The sequence below is a fragment of the Streptomyces sp. NBC_00009 genome, assembly GCF_045040855.1.
In the GTDB taxonomy this organism is placed as follows: Bacteria; Actinomycetota; Actinomycetes; order Streptomycetales; family Streptomycetaceae; genus Streptomyces; species Streptomyces aureus.
In genome coordinates this window covers 2,152,380-2,166,322 of sequence record NZ_CP108312.1, presented here as the reverse complement: position 1 = coordinate 2,166,322, position 13,943 = coordinate 2,152,380, and the positions used below count along the sequence as shown (strand labels likewise).

Here is a 13,943-nt window from a genome sequence, read left to right as displayed (position 1 = left end):
CCCAGATCGCCGATCTTCCGCGGCGAATCTCCGAGGCGGGGAGCAACTGGGATGAGCAGGACACGTCGTACGGACGAGGGCCATGGCCGGCTCGGCAGCACGCTGTCGGGGTTGGCCGTGGCCCTCGGCTGTGTGCTGTTCCTGGGCGGGTTCGTGTGGGGCGCCATCGTGTACCAGCCGTACACCGTGCCCACCGAGTCGATGACGCCGACGATCGGCGCCGGCGACCGGGTCCTCGCGCAGCGCATCGACGGCAGTGAGGTCAAGCGCGGCGACGTCGTCGTCTTCACGGAGTCGGCGTGGGGCGACATGCCCATGGTCAAGCGCGTCGTCGGCATCGGCGGCGACAAGATCGCCTGCTGTGAGGCCGGCAAGCTGACCGTCAACGGCAAGGAGATTGCCGAACCGTATCTCCCCAAGGGGCAGGGCCCCTCGGCCACGGGCATCCCGACCACCACGGTCCCCGAGGGCCGCCTCTTCCTGCTCGGTGACGAGCGCAGCGGCTCCCTCGACTCCAGCGTCCACATCGGCGACTCCAGCCATGGAACGGTGCCGCGCAGCGCCGTGGCCGCCCGGGTCGACGCCGTGGCCTGGCCGATGGACGGCATGCTCGCGCGGCCCACCGGCTTCGAGGCGCTGCCGGGCGGGCTCTCCCAGCCGGGCCCCCTGAAGCTGGTCCTGGCCGCCGTGGTCGCGGGCGCCGTCCTGGTGCTGGGCGGGGCCGCGTACGGGCCGATCGCCAAGCGCGCGAGCAAGGGCCGCGGCCGGTCGCGTGCGTCGGCGGGGGAGCGGGCCCTTGCGGGCTGAGCCGCCCGGCGCCGGCCGGGAGCTGCGGAAGGTGGCACGGGTCGTGCTGCTTGACCCCGACGACCGCATTCTGCTCCTGCACGGGCACGAGCCGGGGGACACCGCCGACGACTGGTGGTTCACCCCGGGCGGCGGCCTGGAGGGCGACGAGACCCGTGAGCAGGCCGCACTGCGCGAGCTCGCGGAGGAGACGGGCATCACCGACGTCGAGCTCGGCCCGGTCCTGTGGCGGCGCACGTGCTCCTTCCCGTTCGACGGGCGGCGCTGGGACCAGGACGAGTGGTACTTCCTGGCTCGTACGACGGCTGCGGTGGCCGGGGCGGAGGTCGCCGGGGCGGGCCTGACCGAGCTGGAACGGCGCAGCGTCGCCGGAGCACGTTGGTGGACGTGCCGGGAACTGACCGAAGCACATGAGACGGTGTATCCGACCAGGCTCGCCGGGCTGCTGAAACGGCTGCTCGACGAGGGTCCCCCGAGTCGTCCCCAAGTCCTCGACACGGAAATCGTCTAGAGGCGTGCGGGGCTGACGCACAATAGGGGGACGCACGGCTGAAGGGGAACATGCCATGAGCGCCGAGGACCTCGAGAAGTACGAGACCGAGATGGAGCTGAAGCTCTACCGGGAGTACCGCGACGTCGTCGGTCTGTTCAAATACGTGATCGAGACCGAACGGCGCTTCTACCTCACCAACGACTACGAGATGCAGGTGCACTCGGTCCAGGGTGAGGTTTTCTTCGAGGTATCCATGGCGGATGCCTGGGTGTGGGACATGTACAGGCCCGCACGGTTCGTGAAGCAGGTCCGGGTACTCACGTTCAAGGACGTGAACATCGAGGAGCTGAACAAGAGCGATCTGGAGCTGCCGGGCGGGTGATCCGGAGCTGTTCGGCGGGTCATCCAGAGCCCTTGAGCGGGTGATCCGGAACCATGAGCGGGTGGAGCTCGCTGGATCGGGTGGCTGGGTTGTCCACAACCCGTGAGTAGTTCACCAAGATCCACTTCTTCGGCGCCCATGCCTCAGCGTGGGCGTCGGAGGTGGTGCCGACATGAACGCGTCCAAGGCACGCAGCGCACTCGGAAAGTACGGCGAGGAGCTGGCCGCACGGCGGCTGGCCGAGTCCGGAATGACGGTCATCGAGCGCAACTGGCGCGCGGGCAGGACCGGTGAGATCGACATCGTCGCCCGGGAGGGCGACGCCCTCGTCGTCTGCGAGGTGAAGACCCGCAGGGCGGGCGGCCGCGCCGGGTCCTTCGAGCATCCGATGGCCGCGGTCACACCCGTCAAGGCCCAGCGGCTGCGCGACCTCGCGGAGCGCTGGGTGCAGGAACACGGGGGAGCGCCACCCGGCGGCGTACGCATCGACGTGATCGGGATCCTTCTGCCGGAGCGCGGTGCCCCCGTCGTCGAGCATGCGCGGGGGGTGGCCTGATGGGGTTCGCGCGTACATGCTCCGTGGCGCTCGTCGGCGTCGAGGGCGTGGTCGTCGAAGTCCAGGCCGACCTGGAGCCCGGGGTGGCCGCTTTCACGCTGGTCGGACTGCCCGACAAGAGCCTGTCGGAGAGCCGCGACCGGGTCAGGGCGGCGGTCGTCAACTCCGGCGGGGAGTGGCCGCAGAAGAAACTCACGGTGGGGCTCAGCCCGGCGTCCGTACCCAAGAGCGGCAGCGGATTCGACCTGGCCATCGCCAGCGCGGTGCTGGGCGCGGCCGAGCGGATCGACCCGGGGGTCCTCTCCGAGGTCGTGATGATCGGCGAGCTGGGGCTCGACGGCCGGGTCCGGCCCGTTCGCGGGGTGCTCCCGGCCGTCCTGGCGGCGGCCGACGCGGGCTACGAGCAGGTCGTGGTCCCCGAGTGCTCGGCCGGCGAGGCCGCGCTCGTCCCGGGCGTCTCGGTCCTCGGAGTACGGAGCCTGCGCCAGCTCATCGCGGTCCTCACGGACGAGCCGGTCCCGGACGAGCCACCCGACGAGACCGGACGCCCCGACCCGATGCTCGCCGGCCTGAGCATCCCGGGCCAGGGCCTCGGTGTGGGCCTCGCCGGGATGCCGCACGACGCCCACATCCTCGATCTGGCCGATGTCGTCGGCCAGCGCGCCGCACGCACGGCGATCGAGGTCGCGGCCGCCGGTGCCCATCACGTCCTCCTCCAGGGACCGCCAGGTGCCGGCAAGACCATGCTCGCCGAGCGGCTGCCGCTGGTCATGCCGCCGCTCACCCGCGAGGAAGCCCTCGAAGTGACGGCCATTCACTCGGTGGCGGGCATGCTCCCGCCGGGCAAACCGATGGTCGACGCCGCCCCCTACTGCGCGCCCCACCACTCGGCGACGATGCAGTCGCTCGTCGGCGGCGGACAGGGGATGCCGCGGCCGGGCGCGGTGTCGTTGTCCCACAGAGGAGTGCTCTTTTTGGACGAGGCGCCGGAGTTCAGCGGTCAGGCACTGGACGCACTGCGCCAGCCGCTGGAGTCGGGCCACGTGGTCATCGCCCGCAGTGCTGGGGTGGTGCGGCTGCCCGCCCGCTTTCTGATGGCGCTGGCCGCCAACCCGTGCCCGTGCGGCAACCACGCCCTTGTGGGTGGCGGCTGCGAGTGCCCTCCGGCGGCGGTCCGCCGCTATCAGGCGCGCCTCTCCGGGCCCCTGCTCGACCGCGTCGACCTCAGGGTGGACGTGGAGCCCGTCACGCGTACCGAGCTGACCGGGAGCGGCGGACAGGGCGAGACCACCGCCGTCGTCCGCGAGCGCGTGCGGGCCGCCAGGGAGCGGGCCGCGGCACGGCTCGCGGACACGCCCTGGCGGACGAACAGCGAGGTTCCCGGGCACGCCCTGCGCACCCGGTGGCCCGCGGCGCCGGGGGCCATGGACGAGGTCGAGAACGACCTGGAGCGCGGCTTCCTGACCGCCCGGGGCGTCGACCGTGTGCTGCGGGTGGCCTGGACCGTCGCCGACCTGTGCGGCCACGACCGGCCACGCGCGCAGGACGTGGCGCTCGCCCTTCAGCTGCGCACCGGGATCTCGCGTGGTGTGGCCATGGCCATCGGGGGATCGGCATGAGCGGGGCGGAGGTCTCCGACGGAATCCGGCTCGCCAGGGCCGCCCTCACCCGGATCGTCGAGCCCGGCGACGAGAGGGCGGGGCGGTGGCTCAGGGAGTTCGGGGCGGTGGACGTCGTGCGGCGCATCGTCGAGGACGGGGAGCCGCTGCCCGGGGTGAGCGAGGGCCGCTGGGCGGGGCTGCGGGCCAGGGCGGCCGGCGTGCTGCCCGAGCGTGACCTGGAGCGGGCGGCGGGCGTGGGGGCGCGGATCGTGTGTCCCGGGGACGCCGAGTGGCCGGCCCAGCTGGACGATCTCGGCGACGCGCGGCCCGTCGCCCTGTGGGTGCGGGGGCGGCCCTCCCTGCGGATATGGGCGTTGCGGTCCGTCGGGGTCGTGGGGGCGCGGGCCTGCACGGACTATGGGGCGAGGGTGGCGGCGAGCCTCGGCGCGGGGCTCGCGGAGCGCGGCAGCGTCGTCGTGTCGGGCGGGGCGTACGGGGTGGACGCGGCCGCCCATCGCGGGACCCTGGGCGCGAGCGGTGCCACCGTGGCGATCCTCGCCTGCGGGGTCGACCGGCCCTATCCGCGCGGCCACGTCCAGTTGATCGAGCGGATCGCGGAACAGGGTCTCGTCATCGCGGAGTTGCCACCCGGTGATCATCCGACGCGGAGCAGATTCATCCTCCGTAACCGCCTGATCGCCGCGCTCACCCGGGGGACCGTCGTTGTGGAGGCCGCGTACCGCAGCGGTGCTCTCGGTACGGCGCGCTGGGCGCAGCGTCTCGGCCGTCACACGATGGGGGTTCCTGGGCCGGTCACGAGCACCCGTTCCGCAGGGGTGCACGAACTGCTGCGCGGGGAAGCCGTTCTCGTCACCGACGCGGCGGAAGTCATGGAGCTGGTCGGGGACATGGGGGAGCTCGCGCCGACGCGGCGCGGTCCCGTACTGCCGCACGATCTGCTCGCGCCGGGCGCCGCGGCGGTCCTGGCGGCGCTGCCCGCCGGCGGAGCTGTCGGGGCGGGGGACATCGCCCGGGCCGCGGGCACCGGAGTCGACGACGCAATCGGGAGGTTGTACGAACTGCGCTCACTGGGGTTCGTCGAACGACACAGCGATGGCTGGCAGTTGACACGCCAGGCGATCCAGCCTGTCTTGCCGGAAGAAGATGATCGGTGACGGAGGGTGTTGCGCCGTCCGGATGACGGCCGAACCCCTTGGCATTACGGGGCGTTGGCGTTTCGACCCTGTCACTTACAGCGACGGATGTGATCCCGCAAGTCGCCCAACGGAACGTATCTGCGCACGTGCGATCCCATGGCCTTCGCACACTGCGACGCTGCAGTCACGCTACGCTCACCAGGATTCCGGCTCGTTCGGTCGATCCGGAATCAGCCCGGCAACGAAGAGCAACCACGATCAGATGGGCAACCGAGCATCAGAGAGTTAACTTGGGATCTTTACCATCAGTCCGGCGCCAGGCGCACAAATCCCCAGTTCACGGCAGAACGGCACAAGGCGACGAATGCCCCAGCACACCTCCGGGTCTGACCGGGCTGCGGTTCCCCCCGCTGCCCGTGGCAGCGTGCGGCCTCCTGCTCCCTCTTCGCTCGAGGAGCTGTGGAGGTCGTACAAGGCGACGGGCGACGGGCGATTGCGCGAGCAGCTCATCCTGCACTACTCGCCGCTGGTCAAGTACGTCGCGGGCCGCGTCAGCGTCGGGCTGCCGCCCAATGTCGAACAGGCCGACTTCGTGTCCTCGGGTGTCTTCGGACTGATCGACGCGATCGAGAAGTTCGACATCGAGCGCGAGATCAAGTTCGAGACGTACGCGATCACCCGGATCCGTGGCGCCATGATCGACGAACTCCGGGCGCTCGACTGGATTCCGCGCTCCGTACGGCAGAAGGCGCGCAACGTCGAGCGGGCGTACGCCACGCTCGAGGCGCAGCTGCGGCGGACTCCGTCGGAGAGCGAGGTCGCCGCCGAGCTCGGCATCAAGGTCGAGGAACTGCATGCGGTCTTCAGCCAGTTGTCCCTCGCGAACGTGGTGGCCCTCGAAGAGCTGCTGCATGCCGGCGGCGAGAGCGGCGACCGGCTCAGCCTGATGGACACGCTCGAGGACCAGGCTGCCGACGACCCGGTCGAGGTCGCCGAGGACCGCGAGCTGCGGCGTTATCTGGCGCGCGCGATCAACACGCTGCCGGAGCGCGAGAAGACCGTGGTGACGCTCTACTACTACGAGGGCCTGACCCTCGCGGAGATCGGCAATGTGCTCGGGGTGACCGAGAGCCGCGTCAGCCAGATCCACACCAAGTCCGTCCTCCAGCTCCGCGCGAAGCTGGCCAGCTTCCGGCGCTGACGATGCGGAATCGTCCCTGCCGGGCCGTGCCTGGGGCGGGACGACTCCCGCGGCGCGCGTCCCGTCCGTAAAGTGGTGGCGTGCCAAGGATTCGAGCGGCCTCAGTGGCCGAGCACCGGTCGATGCAGCGCGGCGCCCTTCTGGACGCGGCGCGCTCCCTGCTGTCCGAGGGCGGGACGGAGGCGCTGACCTTCCCCGCGCTCGCCGAGCGCACCGGGCTCGCCCGGTCCTCCGTGTACGAGTACTTCCGGTCGCGGGCCGCGGTCGTCGAAGAGCTCTGCGAGGTCGACTTCCCCGTCTGGGCGGCGGAGGTCTCCACGGCGATGGAGCGCGCTGGTACGCCCGAGGGCAAGGTCGAGGCGTATGTGCGGGAGCAGCTCTCGCTGGTGGGCGACCGCCGGCACCGCGCTGTCGTGGCCATCTCGGCGAGCGAACTCGACTCAGGGGCGCGCGAGAAGATCCGCGCCGCGCACGGCGGGCTGGTCGCGATGATCGTCGAGGCCCTCGCCGAAATGGGCCACACGGAACCGCGCCTCGCGGCGATGCTCCTTCAGGGGGTCGTGGACGCGGCGGTCCGCCGGATCGAACTGGGCGCGGCGGAAGACCCCTCGGCCATTACCGAAGCGGCCGTGAGCATGGCCCTGCGGGGCGTCAACGGCTGATCCGGGGCGCGAGCCCTGGAGGAGGTGGCGGGACCAGCAGCGGTGGAACCGGACCCGGTGCGGTGCCCGGCGCCGTACCGGCGCGGGCGCCCGCCCGGACCGGCAGGAGCGGGACCAGCAGCGGTGGGTCGGCCCCGGGCGGGACCAGCCCCGGTGCCGCAGCAGTCGGGGGTACCGGCAACAGTCGCGACGGACCTCGTCGCAGCAGCCGCGGGGGCAGTAGTGACAGCGGGTCCAGATAGGTGTCGCCCCGCAGCAAGCCCCAGTGCAGGCATGACGTAGGGCCGCAGTGATCTGTCGGGGGTTCCAGTGCACCCAGTACCTCGCCCGGCGCTACCCGGGCGCCCCTCTTCACCGATGGCGTCACCGGTTCATACGTAGTTCGCAGCGGCGGGTCGCCCGTTCCGGACAGTTCCACCGCCACCACCCCTCTGCCCGCCACGCGCCCCACGAAGGACACCCGGCCGCGCGCCACCGCTCTGACCGGGGCGCCGACGGGCGCGGCCAGGTCCACTCCGCGGTGGCCCGCCCCGTACTCCGTCGCCGGCGGGGCCCACCCCCGTACGATCGGGGGCCTCGTCCCCACCGGCCAGGCGGCGCCCACGGCGGGTACCGGCGGGGGCGGCACGAGGCCCGCCAGCGCCGCGGTCATCGTCAGCATCAGCATCAGTCGCATGCACTGAACGGTCCCGTCCCGACGCGATCCGCGGGGATCATGGACCGGAACGGTGGACTACCGACCGGTTGTGGACAGCGCCGTCACCCGGCACCCCGCGGGTCCCGTACACTTCTGGTGGCGATCCGGGTCACCGGATCGACTTCGCACGCCCCAACACCAGTTCATTCGTGACGGTGTCCGCGCTCCTCGGTCCCTCGTGGCACAGCGCGCGGGGCGTCAGGCGCGACAGCAATCCTGCGGTCGCGGCAACCGAGAACCCAAGGAGTACGGCCATGGCCGTCGTCACGATGCGGGAGCTGCTGGAAAGCGGCGTCCACTTCGGTCACCAGACCCGTCGCTGGAACCCGAAGATGAAGCGCTTCATCTTCACCGAGCGCAACGGCATCTACATCATCGACCTGCTCCAGTCGCTGTCGTACATCGACCGCGCCTACGAGTTCGTCAAGGAGACCGTCGCCCACGGCGGCACGGTCATGTTCGTCGGCACGAAGAAGCAGGCGCAGGAGGCGATCGCCGAGCAGGCGACCCGCGTCGGCATGCCCTACGTCAACCAGCGCTGGCTGGGCGGCATGCTCACCAACTTCTCGACCGTCTACAAGCGTCTGCAGCGCCTCAAGGAGCTTGAGCAGATCGACTTCGAGGATGTGGCCGCGTCCGGCCTCACCAAGAAGGAGCTGCTCGTCCTCTCCCGCGAGAAGGCCAAGCTGGAGAAGACCCTCGGCGGTATCCGCGAGATGTCCAAGGTGCCCAGCGCCGTCTGGATCGTGGACACCAAGAAGGAGCACATCGCGGTCGGTGAGGCCCGGAAGCTCAACATCCCGGTCGTCGCGATCCTCGACACCAACTGCGACCCCGACGAGGTCGACTACAAGATCCCGGGCAACGACGACGCGATCCGCTCCGTCACCCTGCTCACCCGCGTGATCGCCGACGCCGTCGCCGAGGGCCTCATCGCCCGTTCCGGTGCCGCCACCGGCGACCAGAAGCCGGGCGAGAAGGCCGCCGGCGAGCCGCTCGCCGAGTGGGAGCGCGACCTGCTCGAGGGTGAGAAGAAGGCCGACGAGCAGCCGGCCGCCGAGGCTGAGGTCCAGACCTCCGCCGAGACGGAGAAGGTCGCCGACGCCGAGGCCGAGGTCGCCACCGAGGTTGTCGCCGAGGCTCCGGCCGCGGACGCCGAGCAGGCCTGAACCTCACCGGTTCGGTAGTTGACGGCGGGGGCCGAGTCGGCCCCCGCCGTTCACCCGTAGATCTTTCAGACTTCGAGAGAGAATTTCAGGATCATGGCGAACTACACCGCCGCTGACGTCAAGAAGCTCCGCGAGCTCACGGGCGCCGGCATGATGGACTGCAAGAAGGCGCTCGACGAGGCCGACGGCAGCGTCGACAAGGCCGTCGAGGCCCTGCGCATCAAGGGCCAGAAGGGCGTCGCCAAGCGCGAGGGCCGCTCCGCCGAGAACGGCGCTGTCGTCTCCCTCATCGCCGACGACAACACCTCCGGTGTCATCCTCGAGCTGAAGTGCGAGACGGACTTCGTCGCCAAGGGTGAGAAGTTCCAGGCCGTCGCGAACTCCCTCGCCGCCCACGCCGCCAAGACGAACCCGGCCGACATCGCGGCGCTCCTCGCGTCCGAGATCGAGCCCGGCAAGACCGTCCAGGCGTACGTCGACGAGGCCAACGCCAACCTCGGCGAGAAGATCGTCCTCGACCGCTTCGCGCAGTTCTCCGGCGCCTACGTCACCGCGTACATGCACCGCACCATGCCCGACCTGCCCCCGCAGATCGGTGTTCTGGTCGAGCTGGACAAGGCCGACGCCGACCTCGCCAAGGGCATCGCGCAGCACATCGCCGCCTTCGCGCCGAAGTACCTCTCCCGCGAGGACGTCCCGGCCGAGGTCGTCGAGTCCGAGCGTCGCGTCGCCGAGGAGACCACGCGCGCCGAGGGCAAGCCCGAGGCCGCGCTCCCGAAGATCGTCGAGGGTCGCGTCAACGGCTTCTTCAAGGAGGCCACGCTCCTCGGCCAGCCGTACGCGCTGGACAACAAGAAGTCCGTGCAGAAGGTCCTGGACGAGGCCGGTGTCACCCTGAAGCGCTTCTCGCGCATCAAGGTCGGCATCTGAGTCCGTACCGCGACAGCCGGAAGACACCGCTAGGGTCGACGAGATCCCAGTAGGGTCGACAGCAGTCTCCCGCGTACGCCGCCACGCGCGTGCGCGTCGGGCGACCGCAGATGTGACGAGGAGGCCATTGCCGAGTATGGGATGCGAACAACACCCCACCGGCAATGGCCTTCTTTGTATGTGTGCCAAGTAAAGAGGCGAGATCACCATGACCACCACCAAGGCCGACAAGGGCGACAAGAGCGACGACGGCAAAGGCGCGGGGCGCTTTTTGCTGAAGCTGTCCGGCGAGGCGTTCGCCGGTGGCGGGGGTCTGGGCGTCGACCCCGACGTGGTGCACAAGATCGCCCGTGAGATCGCGGCCGTCGTGCGCGACGGCGCGCAGATCGCCGTCGTCATCGGCGGCGGCAACTTCTTCCGCGGCGCCGAGCTCCAGCAGCGCGGCATGGACCGGGCCCGCTCCGACTACATGGGCATGCTCGGCACCGTCATGAACTGCCTCGCGCTCCAGGACTTCCTGGAGAAGGAGGGCATCGACAGCCGCGTGCAGACCGCCATCACCATGGGGCAGGTCGCCGAGCCGTACATCCCGCTGCGCGCCGTGCGCCACCTGGAGAAGGGCCGCGTCGTCATCTTCGGCGCCGGTATGGGCATGCCGTACTTCTCCACCGACACGACCGCCGCCCAGCGCGCCCTGGAGATCGACGCCGAGGCGCTGCTCATGGGCAAGAACGGGGTGGACGGGGTCTACGACTCCGACCCGAAGACCAACCCCGAGGCCGTGAAGTTCGACGCGCTCAGCTACGGCGAGGTCATCACCCGCGACCTCAAGGTCGCCGACATGACCGCGATCACCCTGTGCCGCGACAACAAGCTGCCCATCCTTGTCTTCGAACTGCTCGCCGAGGGCAATATCGCGCGAGCGGTCAAGGGTGAGAAGATCGGCACGCTCGTGGGCGACCACGGAACGCGGGCCTGACACGACCCCCCCCCGCCAGGGGATGGACAATGTCCTGCCGGTCGGACACCGTGCAGGAAAGACACACGACGCAGCCGGCCGCCCTGGGCGCATGCCGGGCCTCACTCAAGACACGCAGGAGCAAGTGGTGATCGAAGAGACCCTCCTCGAGGCCGAGGAGAAGATGGAGAAGGCCGTCGTGGTCGCCAAGGAGGACTTCGCCGCGATCCGCACCGGCCGTGCGCACCCGGCGATGTTCAACAAGATCGTGGCGGACTACTACGGCGCGCTGACCCCGATCAACCAGTTGGCCTCGTTCTCCGTGCCCGAGCCGCGGATGGCCGTGGTGACCCCGTTCGACAAGAGCGCGCTGCGCAACATCGAGCAGGCGATCCGCGACTCCGACCTCGGCGTCAACCCGAGCAACGACGGCAACATCATCCGTGTGACGTTCCCTGAGCTGACCCAGGACCGCCGCAAGGAGTACATCAAGGTCGCCAAGACCAAGGCCGAGGACTCCAAGATCTCGATCCGCTCCATCCGCCGCAAGGCCAAGGAGACGATCGACAAGCTGGTCAAGGACGGCGAGGTCGGCGAGGACGAGGGCCGCCGGGCCGAGAAGGAGCTCGACGACACCACCGCGAAGTACGTCGCCCAGGTGGACGAGCTGCTCAAGCACAAGGAAGCCGAGCTGCTCGAGGTCTGAGGAATCCGTGAACGACTCTTCCTGGGGAGCGCCGACCGGAGCCGGGTACTGGGGGCCGCCCGACCAGGGGCCTTCCCAGGGGGCTTCCCCGGCGGGTCCCGCGTACGAACAGCATGCGGTTGAGGAGACTCGGCCCATGCCCATCGTGCCCGAAATGCCCGACGTGCCTGCCGGTGGTCGTGACCAGGACGACGATCGGGGGGCTGCTCGGCCGAGCGGTCCCCTGTTCCGCGACGAGTCGCCGGGCGGGACGCAGCACGAGCACCCTCACGGGCCCCGGCACGAGCAGCCGCGCGGGAACTCTCAGTACGAGCAGCCGCGCGGGGCACAGCACGAACCGCAGCATCCGACACAGCATCAGACGCCGTATGTGACGCCGCACGAGGCGCAGCACGAGAGCCGGCAGGAGCCCATGCCAAGCGCCGCACAGCCCGCCCCCGCACCGCCGAAGAAGAGCGCGGGCCGTGACCTTGGGGCAGCCATAGGAGTCGGGGTGGGGCTCGGCGCGGTGATCGTCGCGTCGCTCTTCATCGTCAAGGCCGTGTTCATCGGCGTGATAGCGGTGGCCGTCGTCGTCGGCCTCTGGGAGCTCACCTCGCGGCTCGAGGAGCGCAAGGGCATCAAGGCGCCCCTCGTGCCGCTCGCGATCGGCGGAGCGGCGATGGTCGTCGCCGGATACGTCCGCGGCACCGAGGGCGCCTGGGTGGCGATGGCGCTCACCGCGCTCGCGGTCCTGGTCTGGCGCATGACGGAGCCCCCCGAGGGCTACCTCAGGGACGTCACGGCCGGTGTCTTCGCCGCGTTCTACGTACCGTTCCTCGCGACCTTCGTGGCGCTGATGCTCACCGCGGACGACGGGCCGCAGCGCGTCCTGACGTTCCTGCTGCTCACGGTCGTCAGCGACACCGGCGCGTACGCGATCGGCTGGCGTTTCGGCAAGCACAAGCTCGCCCCGCGCATCAGCCCCGGCAAGACCCGCGAGGGCCTGGTCGGCGCGGTGACGTTCGCGATGGCCGCCGGCGCGCTGTGCATGCAGTTCCTGATCGACGACGGTGCCTGGTGGCAGGGCCTGCTGCTCGGGCTCGCGGTCGCGGCCAGCGCCACGCTCGGCGACCTCGGCGAGTCGATGATCAAGCGCGACCTCGGGATCAAGGACATGGGCACGCTCCTCCCCGGGCACGGCGGGATCATGGACCGCCTCGACTCGCTGCTCCCGACGGCGCCGGTGGTCTGGCTGCTCCTGGTGATCTTTGTCGGCGTCGGCTGACCGACCCGCAAATCCCGGCTGACCTGCGCGGTTTCAGGTGACGGGCTCGTTGTCCACAGGGCGGCGGGCCCGTTGTCGTATGTCTGCGACACTGGAAGGGTTATGCCTAAGCCCGGAGAACTCACTTTCGTTGCCCCGCGCGGAGCCAAGAAGCCGCCGCGGCACCTCGCCGACCTCTCGCCCGCCGAGCGGAAGGAGGCCGTCGCCGCGATCGGTGAGAAGCCGTTCCGCGCCAAGCAGCTGTCGCAGCACTACTTCTCGCGGTTCGCGCACGATCCCGCGGAGTGGACCGACATCCCCGCCGGCTCGCGCGGCAAGCTGCAGGAGGCGCTGCTTCCGGAGCTGATGACGGTCGTCCGGCATCTGTCGACGGACCAGGACACCACCCGCAAGACCCTGTGGCGGCTCTTCGACGGCACGCTCGTCGAGTCCGTACTGATGCGCTACCCGGACCGGGTCACCATGTGCATCAGCTCGCAGGCGGGCTGCGGAATGAACTGCCCGTTCTGCGCCACGGGACAGGCCGGTCTCGACCGGAACCTGTCGACGGGCGAGATCGTGCACCAGATCGTCGACGGCATGCGCGCGCTGCGCGACGGCGAGATCCCGGGCGGCCCGGCGCGCCTGAGCAACATCGTCTTCATGGGCATGGGCGAGCCCCTGGCCAACTACAAGCGGGTCGTCGGCGCCATCCGCGCGCTCACCGACCCCGAGCCGGACGGCGTCGGTCTCTCGCAGCGCGGGATCACCGTCTCGACCGTCGGTCTGGTCCCCGCCATGCACCGGTTCGCCGACGAGGGCCTCAAGTGCCGCCTCGCCGTCTCGCTGCACGCCCCCGACGACGACCTGCGCGACACCCTCGTCCCGGTCAACACGCGCTGGAAGGTCCGCGAGGTCCTCGACGCGGCGTGGGAGTACTCCGAGAAGTCGGGCCGCCGCATCTCGATCGAGTACGCGCTCATCCGGGACATCAACGACCAGGCCTGGCGCGGTGACCGGCTCGGCCGCCTGCTCAAGGGCAAGCGCGTCCACGTCAACCTGATCCCGCTGAACCCGACGCCGGGCTCGAAGTGGACGGCCTCGCGCCCCGAGGACGAGAAGGCGTTCGTCGAGGCCATCGCGGCCCACGGCGTGCCGGTCACCGTCCGCGACACCCGTGGCCAGGAGATCGACGGGGCGTGCGGTCAGCTCGCCGCCACCGAGCGGTAACCTGACTGGCGTACGTACATCTTCATATTCCGACAGGGGAGCGCCACAGCGCTGAGAGTGCGGCATCGGCCGCAGACCCTCTGAACCTTGCCCAGGTCATTCTGGGTAGGAAGTTCGGTCGCCACTCAAGCTGTTGCGCCCTGCCCGG

14 protein-coding genes, 1 pseudogene and 1 riboswitch are annotated in these 13,943 nt (G+C 70.2%); of the genes and pseudogenes, 14 read left to right on the top strand and 1 reads right to left on the bottom strand.

The annotated features are described in order from the left end of the window. Window positions 1-51: 51 nt before the first annotated feature. From lepB to OHA58_RS09540, 8 genes are all read left to right on the top strand, one after another. The gene (gene lepB, locus OHA58_RS09575) at window positions 52-807 is read left to right on the top strand and encodes a signal peptidase I (protein ID WP_329569893.1); all 756 of its coding nucleotides are present in this window, start codon (window positions 52-54) and stop codon (window positions 805-807) included. Then, window positions 797-1,318 carry an NUDIX hydrolase gene (locus tag OHA58_RS09570; protein WP_405478245.1) on the top strand — a complete coding sequence of 174 codons (522 nt, stop codon included), beginning with the start codon at window positions 797-799 and terminating at the stop codon, window positions 1,316-1,318. The genes lepB and OHA58_RS09570 overlap by 11 nt, the downstream gene beginning before the upstream one ends. Before the next feature lie 55 nt (window positions 1,319-1,373). After that, on the top strand, window positions 1,374-1,682 hold the full coding sequence (locus tag OHA58_RS09565; RefSeq protein ID WP_003965949.1) for a DUF2469 domain-containing protein: 309 nt from the start codon (window positions 1,374-1,376) through the stop codon (window positions 1,680-1,682). 172 nt (window positions 1,683-1,854) lie between these two features. After that, on the top strand, window positions 1,855-2,238 hold the full coding sequence (locus tag OHA58_RS09560) for a YraN family protein (RefSeq protein ID WP_405478243.1): 384 nt from the start codon (window positions 1,855-1,857) through the stop codon (window positions 2,236-2,238). Then, window positions 2,238-3,857 (top strand): YifB family Mg chelatase-like AAA ATPase, encoded by a 1,620-nt coding sequence (locus tag OHA58_RS09555; RefSeq protein WP_405478241.1) that lies wholly within the window; start codon window positions 2,238-2,240, stop codon window positions 3,855-3,857. Before OHA58_RS09560 ends, OHA58_RS09555 begins: the two co-directional genes overlap by 1 nt. Beyond that, window positions 3,854-5,014, top strand: coding sequence for a DNA-processing protein DprA (gene dprA / locus OHA58_RS09550; RefSeq protein ID WP_405478239.1), 1,161 nt, complete (start codon window positions 3,854-3,856; stop codon window positions 5,012-5,014). Before OHA58_RS09555 ends, dprA begins: the two co-directional genes overlap by 4 nt. Before the next feature lie 346 nt (window positions 5,015-5,360). Continuing rightward, a complete protein-coding gene (gene whiG / locus OHA58_RS09545) occupies window positions 5,361-6,197 on the top strand; it encodes an RNA polymerase sigma factor WhiG (RefSeq protein WP_405478238.1) in 837 nt (278 codons plus the stop codon). 104 nt (window positions 6,198-6,301) lie between these two features. Next, on the top strand, window positions 6,302-6,859 hold the full coding sequence (locus OHA58_RS09540) for a TetR/AcrR family transcriptional regulator (protein ID WP_405484870.1): 558 nt from the start codon (window positions 6,302-6,304) through the stop codon (window positions 6,857-6,859). Window positions 6,860-7,031: 172 nt separating this feature from the next. Here OHA58_RS09540 and OHA58_RS09535 read toward each other — a convergent pair. Further along, window positions 7,032-7,526 (bottom strand): annotated as a pseudogene (locus tag OHA58_RS09535) (peptidoglycan DD-metalloendopeptidase family protein); the annotation flags it as partial. A 284-nt stretch (window positions 7,527-7,810) separates the two neighbouring features. Here OHA58_RS09535 and rpsB point away from each other — a divergent pair. From rpsB to rlmN, 6 genes are all read left to right on the top strand, one after another. Continuing rightward, window positions 7,811-8,725 (top strand): 30S ribosomal protein S2, encoded by a 915-nt coding sequence (gene rpsB, locus OHA58_RS09530; protein ID WP_375984873.1) that lies wholly within the window; start codon window positions 7,811-7,813, stop codon window positions 8,723-8,725. A 93-nt stretch (window positions 8,726-8,818) separates the two neighbouring features. Next, entirely contained in the window at window positions 8,819-9,655 is an 837-nt protein-coding gene (gene tsf, locus OHA58_RS09525; RefSeq protein WP_100595085.1) for a translation elongation factor Ts, read from the top strand. Window positions 9,656-9,863: 208 nt separating this feature from the next. Further along, a complete protein-coding gene (gene pyrH, locus OHA58_RS09520; RefSeq protein WP_100595086.1) occupies window positions 9,864-10,634 on the top strand; it encodes a UMP kinase in 771 nt (256 codons plus the stop codon). Window positions 10,635-10,761: 127 nt separating this feature from the next. After that, window positions 10,762-11,319, top strand: a complete 558-nt coding sequence (gene frr, locus OHA58_RS09515; protein ID WP_093780078.1) for a ribosome recycling factor — start codon at window positions 10,762-10,764, stop codon at window positions 11,317-11,319. Window positions 11,320-11,326: 7 nt separating this feature from the next. Beyond that, window positions 11,327-12,586: a phosphatidate cytidylyltransferase gene (locus tag OHA58_RS09510; protein ID WP_405478236.1), complete on the top strand. Its 1,260-nt coding sequence runs from the start codon at window positions 11,327-11,329 to the stop codon at window positions 12,584-12,586. A 102-nt stretch (window positions 12,587-12,688) separates the two neighbouring features. Further along, the gene (rlmN, locus tag OHA58_RS09505) at window positions 12,689-13,795 is read left to right on the top strand and encodes a 23S rRNA (adenine(2503)-C(2))-methyltransferase RlmN (protein ID WP_405478234.1); all 1,107 of its coding nucleotides are present in this window, start codon (window positions 12,689-12,691) and stop codon (window positions 13,793-13,795) included. A 24-nt stretch (window positions 13,796-13,819) separates the two neighbouring features. Beyond that, window positions 13,820-13,925, top strand: a riboswitch (TPP riboswitch). Window positions 13,926-13,943: the final 18 nt, after the last annotated feature.